At 60.7% G+C, this 20807-nt stretch carries 16 protein-coding genes; 10 read left to right on the forward strand and 6 right to left on the reverse strand.

The genetic code is table 11. The annotated features are described in order from the left end of the window. Window positions 1–21: 21 nt before the first annotated feature. From fadA to CD58_RS29145, 5 genes are all read left to right on the forward strand, one after another. Window positions 22–1197, forward strand: a complete 1176-nt coding sequence (gene fadA / locus CD58_RS09300) for an acetyl-CoA C-acyltransferase FadA (protein WP_025212747.1) — start codon at window positions 22–24, stop codon at window positions 1195–1197. 107 nt (window positions 1198–1304) lie between these two features. Further along, the gene (locus CD58_RS09305) at window positions 1305–1541 is read left to right on the forward strand and encodes a DUF1653 domain-containing protein (protein ID WP_025212748.1); all 237 of its coding nucleotides are present in this window, start codon (window positions 1305–1307) and stop codon (window positions 1539–1541) included. Window positions 1542–1656: 115 nt separating this feature from the next. Further along, window positions 1657–4269 (forward strand): type I DNA topoisomerase, encoded by a 2613-nt coding sequence (gene topA / locus CD58_RS09310; protein WP_025212749.1) that lies wholly within the window; start codon window positions 1657–1659, stop codon window positions 4267–4269. A gap of 237 nt (window positions 4270–4506) precedes the next feature. Next, window positions 4507–5031 (forward strand): DUF6586 family protein, encoded by a 525-nt coding sequence (locus CD58_RS09315; protein ID WP_025212750.1) that lies wholly within the window; start codon window positions 4507–4509, stop codon window positions 5029–5031. 106 nt (window positions 5032–5137) lie between these two features. Continuing rightward, entirely contained in the window at window positions 5138–5371 is a 234-nt protein-coding gene (locus tag CD58_RS29145; RefSeq protein WP_003183419.1) for a hypothetical protein, read from the forward strand. 73 nt (window positions 5372–5444) lie between these two features. Here the strand turns inward: CD58_RS29145 and sulA are convergent, their stop codons facing one another. After that, a complete protein-coding gene (gene sulA, locus CD58_RS09325; RefSeq protein ID WP_003199648.1) occupies window positions 5445–5918 on the reverse strand; it encodes an SOS-induced cell division inhibitor SulA in 474 nt (157 codons plus the stop codon). Between the two features lie 10 nt (window positions 5919–5928). After that, the gene (gene lexA / locus CD58_RS09330) at window positions 5929–6537 is read right to left on the reverse strand and encodes a transcriptional repressor LexA (protein ID WP_003199651.1); all 609 of its coding nucleotides are present in this window, start codon (window positions 6535–6537) and stop codon (window positions 5929–5931) included. A gap of 241 nt (window positions 6538–6778) precedes the next feature. Between lexA and CD58_RS09335 the strand changes: the two genes are divergently transcribed. From CD58_RS09335 to CD58_RS09345, 3 genes are all read left to right on the forward strand, one after another. Next, window positions 6779–7486 (forward strand): TetR/AcrR family transcriptional regulator, encoded by a 708-nt coding sequence (locus CD58_RS09335; protein WP_025212751.1) that lies wholly within the window; start codon window positions 6779–6781, stop codon window positions 7484–7486. A gap of 174 nt (window positions 7487–7660) precedes the next feature. Continuing rightward, window positions 7661–8659, forward strand: a complete 999-nt coding sequence (nagZ, locus tag CD58_RS09340; protein ID WP_200868922.1) for a beta-N-acetylhexosaminidase — start codon at window positions 7661–7663, stop codon at window positions 8657–8659. A gap of 11 nt (window positions 8660–8670) precedes the next feature. Beyond that, window positions 8671–9414 carry an S-methyl-5'-thioinosine phosphorylase gene (locus tag CD58_RS09345; protein WP_025212753.1) on the forward strand — a complete coding sequence of 248 codons (744 nt, stop codon included), beginning with the start codon at window positions 8671–8673 and terminating at the stop codon, window positions 9412–9414. A 165-nt stretch (window positions 9415–9579) separates the two neighbouring features. Here CD58_RS09345 and CD58_RS09350 read toward each other — a convergent pair whose 3' ends face one another. The 3 genes from CD58_RS09350 to mfd are packed head-to-tail and all read right to left on the reverse strand — an operon-like array spanning window position 9580 to window position 16311. Further along, window positions 9580–12273 (reverse strand): DEAD/DEAH box helicase, encoded by a 2694-nt coding sequence (locus tag CD58_RS09350; protein WP_025212754.1) that lies wholly within the window; start codon window positions 12271–12273, stop codon window positions 9580–9582. Window positions 12274–12284: 11 nt separating this feature from the next. Next, a complete protein-coding gene (locus tag CD58_RS09355; RefSeq protein WP_025212755.1) occupies window positions 12285–12851 on the reverse strand; it encodes a CsiV family protein in 567 nt (188 codons plus the stop codon). Between the two features lie 10 nt (window positions 12852–12861). After that, window positions 12862–16311 (reverse strand): transcription-repair coupling factor, encoded by a 3450-nt coding sequence (gene mfd / locus CD58_RS09360; protein WP_025212756.1) that lies wholly within the window; start codon window positions 16309–16311, stop codon window positions 12862–12864. 168 nt (window positions 16312–16479) lie between these two features. Here mfd and CD58_RS09365 point away from each other — a divergent pair, with 168 nt between their 5' ends. Next, the gene (locus tag CD58_RS09365) at window positions 16480–17943 is read left to right on the forward strand and encodes a glyceraldehyde-3-phosphate dehydrogenase (protein ID WP_025212757.1); all 1464 of its coding nucleotides are present in this window, start codon (window positions 16480–16482) and stop codon (window positions 17941–17943) included. 154 nt (window positions 17944–18097) lie between these two features. On the opposite strand, the gene CD58_RS09370 is transcribed toward CD58_RS09365, so the two are convergent. Next, complete coding sequence (locus tag CD58_RS09370) at window positions 18098–19396, reverse strand: MFS transporter (RefSeq protein WP_025212758.1); 1299 nt, start codon at window positions 19394–19396, stop codon at window positions 18098–18100. A gap of 225 nt (window positions 19397–19621) precedes the next feature. Between CD58_RS09370 and CD58_RS09375 the strand changes: the two genes are divergently transcribed. Beyond that, window positions 19622–20611, forward strand: a complete 990-nt coding sequence (locus CD58_RS09375) for an FAD:protein FMN transferase (protein ID WP_025212759.1) — start codon at window positions 19622–19624, stop codon at window positions 20609–20611. Window positions 20612–20807: the final 196 nt, after the last annotated feature.

A 20807-nucleotide genomic window follows, 5' to 3' on the forward strand; every position in this document is an offset into this window, starting at 1 on the left:
GACTAGAGCGAGAGAACATTTATGAGCTTGAATCCTAGAGACGTCGTGATTGTCGACTTCGGTCGTACGCCGATGGGCCGCTCCAAGGGCGGCATGCACCGCAATACCCGCGCCGAAGACATGTCGGCGCACCTGATCAGCAAACTGTTGGAACGCAACGTCAAGGTCGACCCCAACGAAGTCGAGGACGTGATCTGGGGCTGTGTGAACCAGACCCTGGAGCAGGGCTGGAACATCGCCCGCATGGCTTCGCTGATGACCCAGATCCCCCACACTGCGGCCGGCCAGACCGTCAGCCGCCTGTGTGGTTCGTCCATGAGCGCGCTGCACACCGCCGCCCAGGCGATCATGACTGGCAACGGTGATGTATTCGTCGTCGGTGGTGTCGAGCACATGGGCCACGTGAGCATGATGCACGGTGTCGATCCGAACCCGCACATGTCGCTGTACGCGGCAAAAGCCTCGGGCATGATGGGCCTGACTGCGGAAATGCTCGGCAAAATGCACGGCATTACTCGCGAACAGCAGGACGCCTTTGGCGTGCGCTCCCACCAGCTCGCCCACAAGGCGACCGTGGAAGGCAAGTTCAAGGACGAGATCATCCCGATGCAGGGCTACGACGAGAACGGCTTCCTGAAGCTGTTCGACTACGACGAAACCATTCGTCCGGAAACCACCCTGGAAAGCCTGGCGGCCCTCAAGCCGGCATTCAATCCGAAGGGCGGCACCGTGACAGCTGGTACTTCGTCGCAGATCACCGACGGTGCCTCGTGCATGATCGTGATGTCGGCCCAGCGTGCCCAGGACCTGGGCATCCAGCCGATGGCGGTGATTCGTTCGATGGCCGTGGCAGGTGTGGACCCGGCGATCATGGGCTATGGTCCAGTACCGGCTACGCAGAAAGCCTTGAAGCGTGCAGGCCTGAGCATTTCCGATATCGACTTCTTCGAACTCAACGAAGCTTTCGCCGCACAGGCCCTGCCAGTGCTGAAAGATTTGAAAGTGCTCGACAAGATGAACGAGAAGGTTAACCTGCACGGCGGCGCGATCGCCTTGGGTCACCCGTTCGGTTGCTCCGGCGCGCGCATCTCTGGCACCCTGCTCAACGTCATGAAGCAGAACGGCGGCACCTTTGGGGTGTCCACCATGTGCATTGGCCTTGGCCAAGGCATCGCCACTGTCTTCGAACGCGTCTAAGCGTTACGTCGATGGAAGCCGGGGCCAAGTGCCCCGGTTTTTGTTTTTTCCGGGTTTAGTAAAAAAAATTGTTTTTATTTTGAAAAGATTTGAGAGAGGGCCAAGACATGCCGATACAACCTGGGCTCTACCAACATTACAAAGGTCCGCAGTACCGCGTATTCAGCATCGCGCGGCATTCCGAGACCGAGGAAGAAGTGGTCTTCTATCAAGCCCTGTATGGCGATTACGGCTTTTGGGTGCGTCCCTTGAGCATGTTCCAGGAGTCCGTCGAGGTTGACGGCGAACAGGTGCCACGCTTTGCTTTGGTGCAGGCCGAGGAGAGCATTTTTTCCAAGCCTTGAGGCCAACATGTGGGTAACCCTGCGCTTGACCTCACCTTGCAGCCACTATATATAGCGGTGCCGCGTCAGGCGCCAACCGCCTTTCACTTTTTAGAATTCAGGAATTTTCTGATCCATGGGCAAATCGCTGGTCATTGTGGAATCCCCGGCTAAGGCCAAGACCATCAACAAGTATCTGGGCAACCAATACGTGGTGAAGTCGAGTATCGGCCATATCCGAGACCTGCCCACCAGCGGTTCGGCTAGCGCCAGCAAGGAGCCTGCCGCCAAGCGCGGCAAGGCTGCGGCTGGTGAAGCGCCGGCGCTGTCGCCGAAAGACAAGGCGCGCAAGCAGCTGGTCTCGCGCATGGGGGTCGATCCGGAACACGGCTGGAAAGCCAAGTACGAGATCCTCCCAGGCAAGGAAAAGGTCATCGAAGAGCTGCGCCGGCTCGCCAAGGATGCCGACACCATCTATCTCGCGACGGACTTGGACCGCGAAGGGGAAGCCATTGCCTGGCACCTGCGCGAAGCCATTGGTGGGGATGACAGCCGCTACAAGCGCGTGGTGTTCAACGAAATCACCAAGAAGGCCATCCAGGAAGCCTTCTCCCAGCCAGGCGAGCTGGACATCGATCGGGTCAACGCCCAGCAGGCGCGCCGCTTCCTTGACCGCGTGGTGGGCTACATGGTCTCGCCACTGCTGTGGGCCAAGATCGCCCGCGGCCTGTCTGCCGGTCGCGTGCAGTCGGTTGCGGTGAAGCTGGTGGTGGAGCGCGAGCGCGAGATCCGCGCATTCATTCCTGAAGAGTACTGGGAAGTCCATGCCGACCTCGGCACCGCGAAGGGCGCCACCGTGCGCTTCGACGTGGCGCGGGAAAAGGGCGAAGCCTTCAAGCCGCTCAACGAAGCCCAGGCCATGGCGGCGCTGGAAAAGCTCAAGGCTTCCAGCTACAGCATCGTCAAGCGCGAAGACAAGCCGACCAGCAGCAAGCCGTCGGCGCCGTTCATTACTTCTACCCTGCAACAGGCCGCGAGCAACCGCCTGGGCTTTGGTGTGAAGAAAACCATGATGATGGCCCAGCGTCTGTACGAAGCCGGCTACATCACCTATATGCGTACCGACTCGACCAACCTTTCGGTCGATGCCGTGGCGATGGCGCGCACTTATATAGAAAGCGAGTTCGGCAAGAAATACCTGCCGGAAACGCCGAACGTCTACAGCAGCAAGGAAGGCGCGCAAGAGGCGCACGAAGCGATTCGTCCGTCCGACGCCAACACCGAGCCAAGTAAGTTGTCGGGCATGGAACGCGATGCCGAGCGTCTCTACGAGCTGATCTGGCGCCAGTTCCTGGCCTGCCAGATGCTGCCGGCGCAATACCTGTCGACCACGGTCAGCGTCGGTGCCGGCGACTTCGAGTTGCGCGCCAAGGGCCGCATCCTGAAGTTCGACGGCTACACCCGTGTCATGCCGCAAATCACCAAGCCTGGGGATGACGACGTCCTGCCGGACATGGCCCAGGGCGATGTGATGAAGCTGATCAAGCTTGATCCGACGCAGCACTTCACCAAGCCGCCGGCCCGTTATTCGGAAGCCAGCCTGGTCAAGGAAATGGAAAAGCGTGGCATCGGTCGTCCTTCGACCTACGCGGCGATCATTTCCACCATCCAGGATCGTGGCTACGTGGCGCTGCACAACCGTCGTTTCTATTCGGAAAAGATGGGGGACATTGTTACCGAGCGTTTGTCCGAGAGCTTCTCGAACCTGATGGACTACGGCTTCACCGCCGGCATGGAAGAGAACCTCGACGATGTGGCCCAGGGTGAGCGGGACTGGAAAAACGTCCTCGACGAGTTCTACGGCGATTTCAAGAAAAAACTCGAAGTGGCCGAAAGCCCGGACAACGGCATGCGGGCCAACCAGCCGGTCATGACCGACATTCCGTGCCTGACCTGCGGACGTCCGATGCAAATCCGCACCGCCTCGACCGGTGTCTTCCTCGGTTGCTCGGGCTACAGCCTGCCACCCAAGGAACGCTGCAAGGCGACGGTCAACCTCGTGCCGGGCGATGAAATCGCAGCCGACGACGAGGGCGAGTCGGAATCCCTGGTATTGCGCGGCAAGCATCGCTGCCCGATCTGCAGCACGGCGATGGATGCCTACCTGCTGGATGAAAAGCGCAAGCTGCACATCTGCGGTAACAATCCGGATTGCGCCGGTTACGAGATCGAAGAAGGCACCTACCGCATCAAGGGCTACGAAGGTCCGAGCCTGGAATGCGACAAGTGCGGCAGCGAGATGCAGCTCAAGACCGGTCGTTTCGGCAAGTTCTTCGGTTGCACCAACCCAACCTGCAAGAACACCCGCAAACTGCTCAAGAGCGGTGATGCGGCGCCGCCGAAGATGGATCCGGTGAAGATGCCGGAGCTCAAGTGCGAGAAGGTCAATGACACCTACATCTTGCGCGACGGTGCTTCCGGCCTGTTCCTGGCGGCCAGTCAGTTCCCGAAAAACCGCGAGACCCGTGCACCGTTGGTGATGGAGATCCTGCCGCATAAGAGCGAGATCGATCCGAAGTACCATTTCCTCTGTGAAGCGCCGCAAAAAGATCCGGAGGGGCGCCCGGCGGTGATTCGCTACAGCCGCAAGACCAAGGAGCAGTATGTGCAGACCGAAGTCGACGGCAAGCCTACCGGCTGGAAGGCGTACTACGATGGCGGTAAATGGACCGTTGAAGACAAGCGCTGATCGCCAGGGCTTGTCTGGAGGGCGGGGTTGAGGCTCTTGTAGCGAGGGAGCTTGCTCCCGCTGGCGGCGCAGCCGCCCTCTACAATCGCTAAATCCGCATAGACCTAACAAAAAGGCCGCATGATCACCCAAGGGTTTTCATGCGGCCTTTTTGTTTTTGGCTTGCAGTGGCCTCGGTTGATCCACGACACTGTCGCCCTTGCATGAAGCTTTTATTTCGTTGGGGAGAATGCCGCCATGGCCCACGAACTCTACACCCGCACCAACCAGAAGATTTATTTCGCCGGCCTGTCGCTCGAAGCGCTCGCCAAGGCGGAGGACGGGCGTGCGATGAATTCCCCGGCGCTGATCCAGGCAGGACGCGAATCAGCGTTGTTTCATTTGTACGGTGCGTTGTTGGGACTGTGTCATGAAATTGCAGGTTTCTATCGCCTGCCACAAGCGAATGCGCCCCGGGCCGAACTGCTGCTGACCCACGAAGTGCTGGACACCATCGCCATCCCGGAGTTGGCCGAGATGGTGGAGCTGGCCCATAACCCGGAAACCTGGCTGGCCCAGCTGTTGGCAGCCCACGCGGCGCTGTTCCAGCCGCCACGGGCTCCTCGCAAGCCCAAGGGGGACGTGACTCAACCGTTGATCGTTGCGGTCAACCTGGACGAGCAAGACCCTGAACAGGAGCTGAGCCAGGAGGAGCTGGAGAGCTGGCGCCAGAACTTGAAAAGCCTGGCGATCCGCTTTCGCGAAGGTTTGAACGAGTGCTGAATTTTCCTTCAGCCCGGTCTGTTTGTTGATAACGCTTGGTCAAGATCCCGAGCGAAGCCTGGCCGATGACTATATAATCCTCGCCTTTCGTGGAGAACAGACTTTTATGCCTACGTCCTTTCTAGAAATTGTCGAACTTCCTGATGGCCGCATCGAGCTGCGCAGGGCTGAGGACGAAGGTTCTCTGGTTACCCTGAACTTCTCCGAAGATGCCAAGGTATTCCTTCAAGGCCAACACGTCGAAGTCGCGAAGGCGATGCTGAGTGTGGGCGTTCAGATGGCGGGTCGCCTGGTTGAAGGCGAATTCAACAAGGAAGAGGGGCCGCGGGTTCTTCATTGATTCCGTCGGTCGGTTTCTTCGGAAGTTTGCATGACTGGCCGGCTTCTCTGCCCTGGAGAAGCCCTGCGTTTGTTTAGCCCAATCGAATATTCAGGCTTTGTGCGTCCCCGGTGCGGGCGGCGCTGATCAATTGTTGCCGCGCGGTCGCGGTCAACGGATTGAGCCAGCTGACCACCGTATGACTGCGGCCCAGGCGCAAGGCTTCACAAGTCAGTTGTTGGGCGCTTTGGGTGCCCCGTGGTTGCAGCAGCAGGATGCGTTCACGGTTCAGGCCGGCGTCTCGCAGCCAGGCCTGGGTCACGCTGGCCGGCGGTGCAATCAGGGTCAACCAGCGAGCGTCCTGGTCCTGGCTGAGCTCTCGCAGAATCGGCGCCAGCAGGTTCAGGCAGTTCCCGGCCGCACCACGTAACGACAGTTCACTGAAAGCCTCGGGTTCGACGCCCCAGGGTGACTCGATCACTTCTTTCAGGACTGGAACCAGCGGTTGGGCCATGAACGCCTCGAACAGCGGAAGTTGCGTGTGCTGTGGTGTGTGTGGGAACTGCATAAAGCCTCCTTTAGCGGCGAATGACGCCAACACTCAAGCCTTCGATGACCAGGTCCTGATCTTTCAGGTTCACTTCGATAGGGGCGAACTCGGGGTTCTCGGCGATCAGCCAGACTTTGCTGCCGTCGCGCTTGAAGCGCTTGACGGTGACTTCATCACCAATTCGTGCCACCACGATCTGGCCGTTGCGAGCCTCGCGAGTGGTGTGGACCGCCAGCAGATCGCCGTCGAAGATGCCGATGTCCTTCATGCTCATGCCATGCACGCGAAGCAGATAATCAGCCCGTGGATGAAAGAATGAAGGATTGATGTTGCATGACTCCTCGACGTGCTGCTGAGCGAGGATCGGGGCGCCTGCTGCTACCCGGCCGATGATCGGAAGGGTGGTCTCGTCGGCCTTGGCTTCGAAGCCAGGAATACGAATGCCACGGGACGCGCCCGGGGTCATTTCGATCGCGCCCTTGCGGGCCAGCGCCTTAAGGTGTTCTTCAGCCGCGTTGGGCGACTTGAAACCCAGTTCCTGAGCGATTTCCGCGCGGGTCGGCGGGTAGCCGTTGTCTTCGAGGCAGCGTTTGATGAAGGCCAGAATCTCTGCTTGGCGTGGCGTCAGCTTTAGCATAATGATCGCTCTGTCTTTTTATACAGTGACTGGGATTATATACAGTGGACGCTACTTGGCAATCCTCCTTTTTTCTCTGGCCGCTCGACGGTCGGTCGGCTGCTGGAAACGGGGATGACTACAGCCTGTTTAAAGGTGTGGTTAAATAGGTGACCGGGCGTTCGCAAAACGTCCCGGCAGGCTTGACAACCCCAAGGCTGAAACGTATGTTTCAAACAAGTGTTTGTCAGGCGGAGTAGCCATGGCCCAGTCGGAAACCGTTGAACGCATTCTCGATGCTGCCGAGCAATTGTTCGCGGAAAAAGGTTTCGCCGAAACCTCGTTGCGTCTGATCACCAGTAAGGCCGGGGTCAACCTGGCGGCGGTGAATTACCACTTCGGTTCGAAAAAAGCCCTGATCCAGGCGGTTTTCTCGCGCTTCCTCGGGCCATTCTGCCTCAGCCTCGATCGCGAGCTGGAGCGTCGCCAGGCCAAGCCTGACGTCAAACCCACCCTGGAAGAATTGCTGGAAATGCTGGTGGAGCAAGCGCTTGCCGTGCAGCCACGCAGTGGTAACGACCTTTCCATTTTCATGCGCCTGCTGGGCTTGGCATTCAGCCAGAGCCAGGGTCACTTGCGACGTTATCTGGAAGACATGTACGGCAAGGTGTTCCGCCGCTACATGCTGCTGGTCAATGAGGCTGCGCCGCGCATTCCACCGATCGAGCTGTTCTGGCGCGTGCACTTCATGCTCGGCGCCGCTGCGTTCAGCATGTCCGGTATCAAGGCGCTGCGGGCCATCGCAGAAACCGATTTCGGTGTGAACACTTCGATTGAGCAGGTGATGCGCCTGATGGTGCCGTTCCTGGCGGCCGGCATGCGTGCCGAAAGCGGTGTCACTGATGAGGCCATGGCCGCCGCGCAGTTGCGTCCGCGCAGCAAATCAGCCCCGGCGCTCGCCAAGGCTTGAGTACACGGGTGGGCGCGGTTGCCCACATCCGCTAAGCTAGCCGCCCATGCCGACTCTCGTTTCGAACCCGCTTTATATTTCATTGCATAACCGCGGCCTGCCGGGCCTGGAGCCCGGCGGCGCGGTTGTGCATGTGGGGTTCATCGTTATTAAGGAAATGCTATGACTGCTGGCCTGCAAGGCTCGTTGATGGTGGACGTCGCCGGTACCTGGCTGACGGCCGAAGATCGCCACCTGTTGCGCCAACCCGAAGTGGGCGGCCTGATTATATTTGCGCGCAACATTGAGCATCCACGGCAGGTGCGCGAGCTGAGTGCCTCGATCCGTGCCATCCGTCCCGACCTTTTGCTGGCGGTCGATCAGGAAGGGGGGCGGGTGCAGCGCTTGCGCCAGGGGTTTGTGCGTTTGCCGGCGATGCGGGCAATTGCCGACAATCCGAATGCAGAATACCTGGCCGAACAGTGCGGCTGGATCATGGCCACGGAAGTGCTGGCGGTCGGCCTCGACTTGAGCTTTGCCCCGGTGCTGGACCTCGATTACCAGCGCAGCGCGGTGGTTGGCAGCCGTGCCTTCGAGGGTGACCCCGAGCGTGCGGCAGTGTTGGCCGGTGCATTTATTCGTGGCATGAACGCCGCCGGAATGGCCGCAACCGGCAAGCATTTTCCTGGGCATGGCTGGGCTGAGGCTGATTCCCACGTGGCCATTCCCAACGATGAGCGCAGTCTCGAGCAGATCCGCGCCAACGACCTGGTACCGTTTGCCAAGCTGAGCAAGCAACTGGCGGCGGTCATGCCCGCCCATGTTATTTATCCGCAGGTTGATGCCAATCCGGCGGGTTTTTCCCGGCGCTGGCTGCAGGAGATCCTGCGAGGCGAGCTGCAATTCGATGGCGTGATTTTCAGCGACGATTTGTCGATGGCCGGCGCCCACGTGGTCGGTGATGCGGCCAGTCGGATTGAGGCTGCCTTGTCGGCCGGTTGCGACATGGGCCTGGTGTGCAACGACCGCGCTGCCGCTGAACTGGCCCTGGGCGCCGCCCAGCGCCTGAAGGTCAAGCCATCGGCGCGGATTGCCCGCATGCGCGGCCAGGCGTTCGCCTCCACTGAATACCGTCAGGATCCCCGTTGGCTGACGGCGATCGGCGCGCTGAAAGCCGCCCAACTGATCGATTAAGGACCCCTTTTATGACCGTTTACGCAATTATCGGCGGCACCGGCCTGACCCAGCTCGAAGGCCTGACGATTCGTCAGTCTCTGGCGGTGGATACACCCTATGGCGCGCCATCGGCCGAGGTGCAGATCGGCGACTACGCCGGGCGCGAAGTGCTGTTTTTGGCTCGTCATGGTCATCCCCATCGTTTTCCGCCCCATCAGGTGAACTATCGCGCCAATCTCTGGGCCCTCAAGCAGGCCGGCGCTGAGGCGATCCTGGCGGTCAACGCCGTGGGCGGGATTCATGCCGGGATGGGGACCGGGCATTTCTGCGTGCCCCATCAGTTGATCGATTACACCAGCGGCCGTCAGCACACCTATTTTGCCGATGACCTGGAAGCGGTTACCCACATCGATTTCAGCTACCCCTACAGTGAGTCGCTGCGCCAGCAGTTGATCGCGGCCCTGGCCGCCGAAGGGTGTGGCTACAGCAGTCACGGCGTGTATGCCTGCACCCAGGGACCACGCCTGGAAACGGTGGCCGAAATCGCCCGCCTGGAGCGCGACGGTTGCGACATCGTCGGCATGACCGGCATGCCGGAAGCGGCGCTGGCCCGTGAATTGGAGCTGGATTACGCCTGCCTGGCCCTGGTGGTGAATCCCGCGGCGGGCAAGTCCACGGCCGTGATCACCATGGCCGAGATCGAGCAGGCGCTGCATGATGGGATGGGGAAGGTGAAGTCGACGCTGGCGCGGGTGTTGATGGCGGGTCAGTAAGGTTTCTTACCCGGTTTGTTGAGGCGCGCAGTCATCCTGTGGCGAGGGAGCTTGCTCCCGCTGGGCAGCGTAGCGGCCCCAACCCATTAGCGGTCGCTGCGCAACCGAGCGGGAGCAAGCTCCCTCGCCACATGGCCCGGTGCCAATCTCCGGCATCGCTAAGCCTCAGCGCTTCTCCAGCTTGTCCGGCAGCGGCGCAAACAGAGCCTCGATATCGTCGCTCTGCAGTTTCCAGTCTCCGGCCACGCGCCCATCCAGCACGCCGGCCGCCAGATCGGATTTTTCCTTCTGCAGCAGCTGAATTTTCTCTTCCACCGTGCCCCGGGCAATCAGTTTGTAGACGAACACCGGCTTTTCCTGGCCGATGCGGTAGGCACGGTCGGTAGCCTGGTTTTCGGTGGCCGGGTTCCACCACGGGTCGTAGTGAATCACGGTGTCGGCCTCGGTCAGGTTCAGGCCTACACCGCCAGCCTTCAAGCTGATCAGAAAGATCTGACGCTTGCCGCTCTGGAACTCCTTGACGGGTGTGCGTCGGTCCCGGGTTTGGCCGGTCAGGATCGCATACTCGACGCCGCGCTTTTTCAGCTCATCTTCAATCAGCGCCAACATGGACGTGAACTGAGAAAACAGCAGCACCCGACGGTCTTCTTCAAACAGCTCTTCGAGCATTTCCATCAGGCTGTCGAGCTTGCCTGAGGTACTGCCGCGGGTGGGGAGGGTGGCGTCGTTGATCAGGCGCAAGTCGCAACACACCTGGCGGAGCTTGAGCAGTGCCTCGAGAATAATGATCTGGCTGCGGGCCACGCCTTTGCGGGTGATCTCATCGCGGACTTTTTTGTCCATGGCCAGGCGCATGGTTTCGTAAACGTCGCGCTGGGCGTCGCTGAGTTCGACCCAATGGATGATCTCGGTCTTGGGTGGCAGCTCCGTCGCCACTTGTTCTTTAGTCCTGCGCAGCAGGAAGGGTTTAATCCGACCGTTGAGGTGTTGCAGTCGTACGTCGCTGCCGCGCTTTTCAATCGGTACACGGTAATCGCGGTTGAAACTCTTGACGTCCCCAAGCCACCCCGGCAGCAGGAAATGGAACAGCGACCACAGTTCCCCCAGGTGGTTTTCCAGCGGCGTACCGGACAGGCACAGTCGCTGCCGGGCGTTGAGTTCGCGGGCGGCCTGGGCGGCTTTGCTGGTGGGGTTCTTGATGTACTGGGCTTCGTCGAGGATCAGCACGTGCAACGGCTGCACCGCCAAGCGCTCGACATCCTTGGGCAGCAGTGCATAGGTAGTGAGGACCAGGTCGTATTCGGCCAGTCGTTCGAAATGTTTCTTGCGCCCGGCGCCATACAGGGCCAGTACCTTGAGCTGCGGTGTGAAGTGAGCCGCTTCGTCGAGCCAGTTGGGGATCAGGCTGGTGGGCATCACCACCATGCACGGCCGATCGAGACGCCCGGCGTTTTTTTCGCTGAGAATGTGCGCCAGGGTCTGTAGGGTTTTGCCCAGGCCCATGTCGTCCGCGAGGATGCCGCCGACTTCCAGCTGTCGCAGCGATTGCATCCAGCTCAAGCCTTCGAGTTGATAAGGCCGCAGTGTTGCGTTCAGGCCGTCCGGCGCGGTGGCGGTGTAATCCTTGATGTCCCGCAGGCGTTGGGCCAGGCCGCGAAGGTGTTCGCCACCTTCCCAGGTCAGTGGCATGTCTTGCAGCGGGTTCAGGCGCAAGGCGTCCGCGCTGTTGAGGCGCAGTTTGGTGGTGCCCGGCTCTTGCAGGTAAAACTCACCCAGGGTCGCCAGCACCGGTTTCAGGCGGCCATAGGGAAGGGCCACTTGCTGCGGGCCGAATTCAGAGTTCGGGCGGTTGGGCAAGTTGACCAGAATGAGCTCATCGTCGCGACGTCTGGCCAGGCGTTCCGGGTTGAACAATTCGATGTGCGAGCGCATCAGGTTCAGCAGGATCGGCAGCAGGCTCAGACGCTCGCCATTGACGATGATTCCCAGTTCCAGGTCGAACCAGTCCCGTTCCGGCGTTTCCTCGACCGTGGCGTACCACTCGTCCACGGCCGTCAGGTCGAAGCCGAAATCCTCATCGATCTGTAACTCCCAGCCCTGATCACGCAGTTTGGGCAGGTCGTTGAGGGTGAACGTCAGCCAGGCACTGTCGTTGACCATTTCGTACAGCTCGCCGGCACTTTCCGGCAGGGCCTTGCTTTGCCGTGTCGCGATCTTGAAACCGAGGATGCGTAGCTGTTCGCGGTAGGACTGTTCCACATCGGTATGGCGTTTTATCCGCAACGTCTGTGTTTCCTGACGAATCAGCACGTCAGTGTTGCGCTGGCCGCTGACGTATTCGTCCAGGTAACTGAAGGACAGCGCGGCCCGGTGCTGAATGTAACGCTGCATCTTGCCGTTGCGCGGTTCGAAGGCGCTGAACTCGATACTGGCCAGCCACAGGCGTGGCATCGGTTGCACGTTCTCCACCAGCACTTGCGGCGGGGCCTTGGGGCTGCGGTTGTCCAGCACCGCCTGGAGTTTCTCCAGCAACTGCGCGTCTTTCTCGGCGGCCGGGTACGCCAGGGTTTCCTGGACCTGCAGCAATACCGCCGCGCAGTGCTTGCAGTTGATGCGCACCGGGCAGGTACAAGCCGCCTCGAGCAGAATCAACGCGCCCTTGGCTGACTCTTTAAGGCGAATGGTCTGACGATAGACGTTGCCGCCAGAACCTTCGCAACTGGCCGTGATGGTGCTGTCGCCGGCCTCGACAATCCTGACGCGGTTTTCCAGCGCATAACGGCGCCCACGCTCCAGGCTCTGTTCCTTGAATCGATTGACCCAGGAAGGTGCCAGAGGTTTGCTCAGGGGCGAAGGCATAGGTACGCCGATCAGTCCGGAATGACTTCAGGCGCCTGCCGTGGCGCGGGCGCGGTCAGCGAGGTGAGCTTGATCAGCAGGCCCAAATGGCCGTTGTCGAGGAAGTTCAACTGGCCATTCTTGGTATGGCTCTGCTGTTTAAGGCGTTCGCTGGACGTCACCAGGCCATTGGTGTCGATCTGGTTGATCCAGAAGTCGGCATCCACATCGGTGAAACGCCCCAGTTTCAGTTCCAGGGTGCCTTCGATAGGGAATTGACCGAACTGTTCGGTGCCGTCGCTGATGGCGACTTTGCTGCCCTGTTCGCCCAGCTTTTGCTGCCAGGCCTTGTGCATCAATACGGTGTACTGGCCGCTGGCATTGAGTTTCTCCACGATGCCGCCCAGCGCCGGCGTGCGCTGGCTATCTGCGTCCAGGCGATGCGCTCCGGCGTCCCAGTCCTCCGGCGCGGCACGGCTGACAATCACCGGCTCCGCGTTCTGCCGGACCAGAATCATTTCAACCTGATACAGGTCGTCGGCAAACGCCAGGGGAGCGACCAGGGTCATCAACAAGGTCAGTGAGCGAAACAGGCGCATGTGGCGTCCTTCAAGCAGTGGTCGGAGTGAGGCGCTCGAACAGCGCTTCTACGGTATTGAAACGCTCTTCCGGGCGTTCCATGGGCACCATGAATTTGAACATCGTGGCACCTTCGAACTTGTAGCGTTTGGGCTGGCCCTGGATCAGTTTGATCAGCACCAGCGGATCGACCGGGGTCTGGGCCTCGAACTCGATACGACCGCCGTTGGGGCCGCCGTCGACTTTCTTGATGCCCAGTTGTTCGGCCTTGAGCTTGAGCAGCGTCGTGCGCACCAGGTTCTTGGTCGGCTCCGGCAGCAGGCCGAAGCGGTCGATCATTTCCACTTGCAGGTCCTTGAGGCCTTCTTCGTCGCTGGCCGAGGCGATGCGTTTGTAGAGAATCAGTCGCGCGTGGACATCCGGCAGATAGTCTTCCGGGATCAGCGCAGGTACCCGCAGGTTGATTTCCGGCCCGCCGCCCAGGGGCTGGTCGAGGTTCGGTTGTTCGCCCTTGCGGATTGACTTGACCGCCCGTTCGAGCATTTCCATGTACAGGGTGAAGCCGACGGCCTGGATCTGGCCGCTCTGGCCGTCGCCCAGCAATTCGCCGGCGCCACGGATTTCCAGGTCATTGGTGGCCAGCACGAACCCGGCGCCGAGGTCCTGGGTATTGGCGATGGCCTCCAGGCGCTTCTCGGCATCCGGGGTGATCTGCTGGCGCGGCGGCGTCAACAGGTAGGCATAGGCTTGGTGGTGACTGCGCCCGACCCGGCCGCGCAACTGGTGCAACTGGGCCAGGCCGAACTTGTCGGCACGCTCGATGATGATGGTGTTGGCGCTCGGCACGTCGATGCCGGTCTCGATGATGGTCGAGGCAATCAACACGTTGAAGCGCTTGTGGTAGAAGTCGCTCATGACCTGTTCGAGTTCACGTTCGCGCATCTGCCCGTGGCCGATGCCAATGCGGGCCTCCGGCACCAGTTCGGCCAGGTCGGCGGCGCATTTTTCGATGGTCTTCACGTCGTTGTGCAGGTAGTAGACCTGACCGCCACGCAGCAGCTCGCGCAACAAGGCTTCCTTGATCGTGCTTTTGTTCTGCTCCATGACGAACGTGCGCACCGACAGGCGCCGGGCCGGCGGCGTGGCGATGATCGACAGGTCGCGCATGCCCGACACCGCCATGTTCAGCGTGCGCGGGATCGGCGTGGCGGTCAGGGTCAGGATATCGACTTCGCTGCGCAGGGCCTTGAGCTGTTCTTTCTGGCGCACGCCAAAGCGGTGCTCTTCGTCGATGATCACCAGCCCCAGGCTCTTGAATTTCACGTCGTCCTGCAGCAGCTTGTGCGTACCGATGACGATGTCGATCTTGCCCTCGGCCAGGTCGGCCACGGCGGCGTTCACTTCCTTGGTGGACTTGAAGCGGCTCATCACTTCCACGGTCACCGGCCAGTCGGCAAAGCGGTCGCGGAAACTATTGTAGTGTTGCTGGGCGAGCAGGGTGGTCGGGACAAGAATCGCGACCTGCTTGCCACCGTGCACGGCAATGAACGCGGCGCGCATCGCCACTTCGGTCTTGCCGAAGCCCACGTCGCCGCACACCAGTCGGTCCATCGGCTTGGGCGCGAGCATGTCGGCGCGCACGGCTTCGATGGTGGTCTGCTGGTCGACGGTTTCTTCGAACGGGAAACCGGCGCTGAAGGTTTCGTAGTCGGCTTTCGGGTCGGCGAAGGCGTAACCCTCGCGGGCGGCGCGGCGGGCATAGATGTCCAGCAGTTCGGCGGCGACGTCGCGCACTTGTTCGGCGGCCTTGCGCTTGGCTTTCTGCCAGGTTTCCGAGCCCAGGCGATGCAGCGGGGCCAGGGCGTCGTCGCTGCCGGTGTAGCGGGCGATCAGGTGCAGGTTCGCCACCGGCACGTAGAGCTTGGCGCCCTCGGCGTATTCCAGGGTCAGGAACTCGGCGGCCTGATTGTCGATTTCCAGGGTCGCCAGGCCCAGGTAGCGACCCACGCCGTGGTCGATGTGCACCACTGGCGCGCCTTCGCGCAACTCGGTGAGGTTTTTGATGACTGCGTCGTTGGCGGCGTCTGCACGTTTCTCGCGACGGCGACGCTGCATGACGCGCTGGCCGAACAGCGGGCTTTCCGCCACCAGGGCAAGGGCCGGATCATCCAAGACGAGGCCGTCGTTCAGTGGCGCGATGGTAATCGCCAGTCGATCCTTGCTCGCGACGAAGTCCGGCCAGCTGTCGACTGTCTTGGGTCGCAGCTTCAGGCGTTCGAGCAGCTCCAGCAGCACTTCGCGACGGCCGGCGGATTCGGCGGTGAACAGGACACGACCGGGGAACGCGTCGAGGAAGCCGGCAAGTGCCGCCAAGGGTTGCGTGGCCTTGGCTTCGATCGCCAGGTCCGGCAGTGCCCTGGCCGGAAAACGCTCACGGCCGACGCCGGTTTCCACGTCCTGCTGGCTCGCCACCACCCGTGGCCAACTCTTGAGGCGGGCAAAGCAGTCTTCCACCGGCAGGAACAGCTCGGCGGGTGGCAATAAAGGACGGGCAGGATCGACGCGACGCTCTTCGTAGCGATTGCGCACGTCGTTCCAGAAATTTTCCGCCGCCTGTTCGATGCCCGGCAGGGAAAACACCTGGGTGTCCTGGGGCAGGTAATCGAACAGGGTGGAGGTTTCTTCGAAAAACAGCGGCAGGTAGTACTCGATACCCGCGGGGGTAATCCCGCTGCTCAGGTCCTGGAAGATCGGGCAGCGGCGGAAATCCACATCGAAGCGCTCGCGAAAGCGCGCCTTGAAGCGGGTCACGGCGTCTTTTTGCAGCGGGAATTCCTTGGCCGGCAACAGGCGGATCGACTGTACTTTGTCGATGGAGCGCTGGTTGTCCGGGTCGAAGGTACGCAGGGTCTCGATTTCGTCGTCGAACAGGTCGATGCGATAAGGCAGTTTGCTGCCCATCGGGAACAGGTCGATCAGGGCGCCGCGCACGGCGAACTCGCCATGCTCGTACACCGTGTCGACGCAGCGATAGCCACTGGCTTCCAGGCGGCTGCGCATTTGCTCGACATCGAGCTTCTGGCCGATGTCCAGCACCAGGCTGCTACCGAGCAGAAATTGGGTCGGAGCCAGGCGATGTAGGGCCGTGGTGATCGGCACTACCAAAACGCCATGACTGAGCTCCGGCAGCCGATAAAGGCTGGCGATTCGCTGGGAAATGATGTCCTGGTGGGGTGAAAACAGATCGTAGGGCAGGGTTTCCCAGTCCGGGAAATGCAGCACGGGCAAGTCCGGGGCGAAGAAACTCAGCTCCTGTTCCAGCCGTTCAGCGCTTTGGCTGTCGGCGGTCAGTAGCAGGGTGAAACGCTTTGCAGCGCTGGCAGCCTCGGCGATGGCCAGGCTCAGGGCGGCACCGGGCAGGTTGCCCCAGTGCTGTTTACCTGCCGCGGCAGGGAGTAGCGGAAGACGCAGAACGGGCACGGAAGGTTGAGCTCCAGCGTTGCGACAAAGTCGACAATTGTAGCGGGGGAAGGGGGCGGCTGTCAGTCGCAGACTACCTTGGCAGACAGGAAAACCACGGTGCGACGGGCGCGCATTGCTCCGCGATGGACTCGGCGGCATAATGTAGCCCCTTTTTTCAGCCCCTACATGTGGAAGGTTACCGTGACTCAGAAGCCCGACCAGTGTCTTGGTGAATGGATTGATCGTGAAGCTCTCGCAGAAGCGATGATCCCTCTCATCGGTCAGCTCTACCGCAATAACAACGTGGTGAGCTCGATCTATGGCCGCAGCCTGATCAACCAGTCTGTCATCGCGATCCTCAAAGCCCACCGCTTTGCTCGCCACCGTTCTTCCGACGACAGCGAACTCTCCGTCCACGAAACATTCCCCCTGCTCAAAGCCATGAGCGAGCTCAAGCTCGGCGCGGCTTCGGTGGATCTGGGCAAGTTGGCGTTCAAGTTCCGCAACGAAGGCAATGGCCGTAGCGCCGAGCAGTTCGTGCGTGAAGAAATGGCCGATGTGGTTGGCCAGCAGAACGCTTCGCCTCGCAAAGGCACTGACGTGGTCCTGTACGGCTTCGGTCGTATCGGCCGTCTGCTGGCGCGTATCCTGATCGAAAAAACCGGTGGCGGCGACGGCCTGCGCCTGCGGGCGATCGTGGTGCGTAAAGGCGCCGAGAACGACCTGACCAAGCGCGCCAGCCTGCTGCGTCGTGATTCGGTCCATGGTTCGTTCAACGGCACCATCATCATCGATGAAGAAAACAACACCATTCTCGCCAACGGTAACCTGATCCAGGTGATCTACGCGAAGAGCCCGACCGAGGTGGACTACACCCAGTACGGTATCAAGGACGCATTGCTGGTGGACAACACCGGCGTATGGCGTGATGCCGAGGGCCTGGGCCAGCACCTGGCCTGCCCGGGCATCGACCGCGTCGTTCTGACCGCGCCTGGCAAGGGCAAGCTGAAGAACATCGTCCACGGCATCAACCACGGCGAAATCACCGCTGACGACAAGATCGTCTCCGCCGCCTCTTGCACCACCAACGCCATCGTGCCGGTGCTCAAGGCTGTGAACGACAAGTTCGGCATCGTCAACGGTCACGTCGAAACGGTTCACTCGTACACCAACGACCAGAACCTGATCGACAACTTCCACAAGGGTGACCGTCGTGGCCGCAGCGCCGCGCTGAACATGGTCATCACCGAGACCGGTGCTGCCACCGCCGCTGCCAAGGCCCTGCCTGAACTGGCTGGCAAGCTGACCGGTAACGCGATCCGTGTGCCGACGCCGAACGTGTCGATGGCCATTCTCAACCTGAACCTTGAGAAAGCCACCACTCGTGAAGAGATGAACGAGTACCTGCGCTACATGGCGCTGCACTCCGATCTGCACAAGCAGATCGATTTCGTTAACTCGCAGGAAGTGGTGTCCACCGACTTCGTGGGCTCGCGCCACGCCGGTGTAGTGGACGCTGAAGCAACCATCTGCCAAGACAACCGCGTTGTTCTGTACGTCTGGTACGACAACGAGTTCGGTTACAGCTGCCAGGTGGTTCGCGTGATGGAAGACATGGCCGGGGTAAACCCGCCAGCATTCCCGCGCTAAGCCTTAGCCGCACATGAAAACGCCCCGACTTGTCGGGGCGTTTTTTTTGTCCGGGTTTTGTGGCGCCTGTGCTGGCCTCATCGCGAGCAAGCTCGCTCCCACAGTTTGATCGTGTACATCCTGTGGGAGCGAGCTTGCTCGCGATGGCGATCTGTCAGGCGCCGCCGATGACTGAAGCCTGTGCGGTCCGCAGTTCATGCCGATTGCCCTTGAACAACACCAGGGTCGCAATCAACCCCAGCACCGCCGCCCCACTGAGCCATATCCCCGGTGCAGCCTTGTTGTCGAGCACATGGATCAGATAAGTACACGCCGCTGGCGTAAACCCGCCGAACGTTGCTGTCGCCAAGCTGTAGGCCAGGGAGAAACCAGTGGTGCGCACTTCAACCGGCATGATTTCCGTCAAGGCCACCACCATGGCACCGTTGTACGATCCATACAGGAACGACAGCCACAGCTCGACGATCAGCAAATGGCTGAAGCTGGGGTTCGCCACCAACCAGGACAGCGCCGGGTACGCCGTCAGGATCGCCAGGATAGTCGCACCGAGCAGTAGGGGTTTGCGTCCGATCTTGTCGGAGAACGCCCCCATCACGGGTAGCCAGAAGAAATTCGACAGGCCGATGCACACCGTGACCAGCAGCGCGTCCAGGTCCGACAGGTTCAATTCGGCCTTGCCGAAGGTCGGCGTGTAAGCGGTGATCAGGTAGAACGACACCGTGGTCATCACCACCAGCGCCATGCCAGCCAAGACGACGCCGAAATTCTGACCGATCGAACGGACGACTTCCGACAGGGTAGGGCGATGCTTTCTCGCCTGGAATTCAGGTGTTTCCTCCAGTGAGCGACGGATCACGAATATCGCCGGCACGATCATGCAACCCACCAGGAACGGCACGCGCCAGCCCCAATCGCCCATTTCCTGGGGGCTCAGCCAGTGATTGAGGCCAACCCCCAACAGGCCGGCAAACACCACGGCAGCCTGTTGGCTGGCGGACTGCCAACTGACAAAGAAGCCCTTGCGCCCTGGCGTGGAGATTTCCGCCAGGTACACCGATACACCGCCCAGTTCCACACCCGCGGAGAAGCCTTGCAGCAATCGGCCCAGCAGCACCAGCAAGGGCGCCGCCACGCCGAGGACGGCGTAGCCCGGCACGCAGGCGATCAGTATGGTGCCCAGGGCCATCATCGCCAGGGTGATGATCAAGCCTTTGCGGCGGCCGTGGCGGTCGATGTAGGCACCGAGAAAAATTGCCCCCAGGGGGCGCATCAGGAACCCGGCACCGAACGTGGCCAGGGACAGCATCAGCGAGGCGAAAGCACTGTCGGTAGGGAAGAACGTCTTGGCAATGGCCGTGGCATAGAAGCCGTAGACCATGAAGTCGAACATCTCCAGGAAGTTGCCGCTGACAACGCGAAAAATCGCCTTGCCGTTGCTCGTGGTGGAAGACATGGGTAGGTACTCACTCTGACAAATCTTGTATGAAAGCGCTGCACCCTGTGGGAGCGAGCTTGCTTGCGATAGCGGTGGATCAACCAGCATCGATGTGGCTGACGCACCGCCATCGCGAGCAAGCTCGCTCCCACAGGTTCGCGCATGCACGCGCTGAAGCCCATAATGGCGGGCGCGGTTTTGAGGGGAGATGAAGATTTGTTAACTGGACGGTGGGGAAGGCTTGTGGTCCTGGTCGGTGTTTTGTCCGGCTGCGGCAATGGCGACACCCTGGAGCGCTTCGACGGCCCGACCATGGGCAGTCATTATTCCATTCAATACGTCAGGCATTCCGCCACGCCCGGTCCGAAAGCGGTGCAGGCCGAGGTGGAAAACATCCTTGCCGAAGTGGATCGGCAATTCTCGACCTATCGCAGCGACTCGGACATCGAGCGTTTCAATGCATTGCCGGCCAATAGCTGCCAGGTCATGCCGGGCCCGGTCCTCGAGTTGATCCGGGTTGGTGAACAGTTATCCATTCAAAGCGACGGCTCGTTCGACCTGACGGTGCAGCCGCTGCTCAACCTGTGGGGCTTCGGTCCCCAATCCCGAGAAGAGAAAGTGCCGACCACGCAAGCCTTGGCCCAGGTGCGCCAGCGCGTGGGGCAGGGTCATTTGCGCATCGACGGCGACCGGCTGTGCAAGGACGCCGCGGTGGAAGTCGACTTCAATAGCATCGCTGCGGGCTATGCCGTCGACCGGATCGCCGCCAGGCTCCAGGCCTTGGGCATCGACAGTTATCTGGCCGAAGCCACCGGTGAGCTCAAGGCTGCCGGACGTAAACCCGATGGTTCGGCCTGGCGCATTGCTCTGGAGGAGCCTCGGGACGACCGGCAAGTGGCCGAGCGTGTCATCGAAGTCAATGGCTACGGAGTTTCGACCTCCGGCGACTACCGGCGTTATTTCGAGCAGGACGGGACGCGTTATTCCCACACCTTTGATGCACGCACTGGTGCACCAGTCCTACACAACCTGGCGTCAGTGACGGTGATTCATCCTTCGGCGTTGATGGCCGATGGACTATCGACGCTGTTGCTGATTCTCGGTCCTGAACGGGGTTGGGACTATGCCGAAAAGCACGGTATCGGGGTATTTTTCGTGCTGCGCGATGGCAATGGCTTTGTCACCCGTACTAACGATGCGTTTGAACGGATTAGTAACGGAAAAAACCAATGATGACAGCGTATTGAAAGGCCCCCTGTGGCGAAATAGCGCAGGCAAAACTAGCCTACGACGCGACCAAGGGGTAATGTGCGCGGCGTTGACGCTTCTATAGACTGTGGCCGGGCTCGTGAACCGGCCTCAAATTGTTCCTTCATGCCGCAGGCCGGCATGATTTAGCCGTATGTGCCAAATGAGGTACTGCGGCCTG

This window comes from Pseudomonas brassicacearum (assembly GCF_000585995.1).
GTDB classification, from domain to species: Bacteria; Pseudomonadota; Gammaproteobacteria; order Pseudomonadales; family Pseudomonadaceae; genus Aquipseudomonas; species Aquipseudomonas brassicacearum_A.

Bases quoted from the DNA above. Each gene is read 5' to 3' on its own strand.
- fadA (WP_025212747.1), top strand. From the start codon at position 22: ATGAGCTTGAATCCTAGAGACGTCGTGATTGTCGACTTCGGTCGTACG.
- CD58_RS09305 (WP_025212748.1), top strand. From the start codon at position 1,305: ATGCCGATACAACCTGGGCTCTACCAACATTACAAAGGTCCGCAGTAC.
- topA (WP_025212749.1), top strand. From the start codon at position 1,657: ATGGGCAAATCGCTGGTCATTGTGGAATCCCCGGCTAAGGCCAAGACC.
- CD58_RS09315 (WP_025212750.1), top strand. From the start codon at position 4,507: ATGGCCCACGAACTCTACACCCGCACCAACCAGAAGATTTATTTCGCC.
- CD58_RS29145 (WP_003183419.1), top strand. From the start codon at position 5,138: ATGCCTACGTCCTTTCTAGAAATTGTCGAACTTCCTGATGGCCGCATC.
- sulA (WP_003199648.1), bottom strand. From the start codon at position 5,918: ATGCAGTTCCCACACACACCACAGCACACGCAACTTCCGCTGTTCGAG.
- lexA (WP_003199651.1), bottom strand. From the start codon at position 6,537: ATGCTAAAGCTGACGCCACGCCAAGCAGAGATTCTGGCCTTCATCAAA.
- CD58_RS09335 (WP_025212751.1), top strand. From the start codon at position 6,779: ATGGCCCAGTCGGAAACCGTTGAACGCATTCTCGATGCTGCCGAGCAA.
- CD58_RS09345 (WP_025212753.1), top strand. From the start codon at position 8,671: ATGACCGTTTACGCAATTATCGGCGGCACCGGCCTGACCCAGCTCGAA.
- CD58_RS09350 (WP_025212754.1), bottom strand. From the start codon at position 12,273: ATGCCTTCGCCCCTGAGCAAACCTCTGGCACCTTCCTGGGTCAATCGA.
- CD58_RS09355 (WP_025212755.1), bottom strand. From the start codon at position 12,851: ATGCGCCTGTTTCGCTCACTGACCTTGTTGATGACCCTGGTCGCTCCC.
- CD58_RS09365 (WP_025212757.1), top strand. From the start codon at position 16,480: ATGTGGAAGGTTACCGTGACTCAGAAGCCCGACCAGTGTCTTGGTGAA.
- CD58_RS09370 (WP_025212758.1), bottom strand. From the start codon at position 19,396: ATGTCTTCCACCACGAGCAACGGCAAGGCGATTTTTCGCGTTGTCAGC.